Origin of the sequence: Fictibacillus sp. 26RED30, from assembly GCF_015903845.1 — a bacterium.
GTDB lineage: Bacteria > Bacillota > Bacilli > Bacillales > Fictibacillaceae > Fictibacillus > Fictibacillus phosphorivorans.
In genome coordinates this window covers 1-210 of record NZ_JACZDV010000018.1, presented here as the reverse complement: position 1 = coordinate 210, position 210 = coordinate 1, and the positions used below count along the sequence as shown (strand labels likewise).

Annotated in this window: 1 rRNA gene; it reads right to left on the bottom strand. The window is 45.7% G+C overall.

The window, feature by feature from the left end:
• Window positions 1–47 precede the first annotated feature (47 nt).
• Window positions 48–210: ribosomal RNA gene (locus tag IHV11_RS21060) — 23S ribosomal RNA — on the bottom strand; the annotation flags it as partial.

Below are 210 nucleotides of genomic sequence, written 5' to 3'. Positions count from 1 at the left end.
ATGTTCTCTCAAAACTAGATACGACGTTTCCAAACGTTATGCTTTTTAAGGATAAGCCCTCGACCGATTAGTATCTGTCAGCTCCACGTGTCACCACGCTTCCACACCAGACCTATCAACCTCATCATCTCTAAGGGGTCTTACTCACTTGCGTGATGGGAAATCTCATCTTGAGGGGGGCTTCATGCTTAGATGCTTTCAGCACTTATC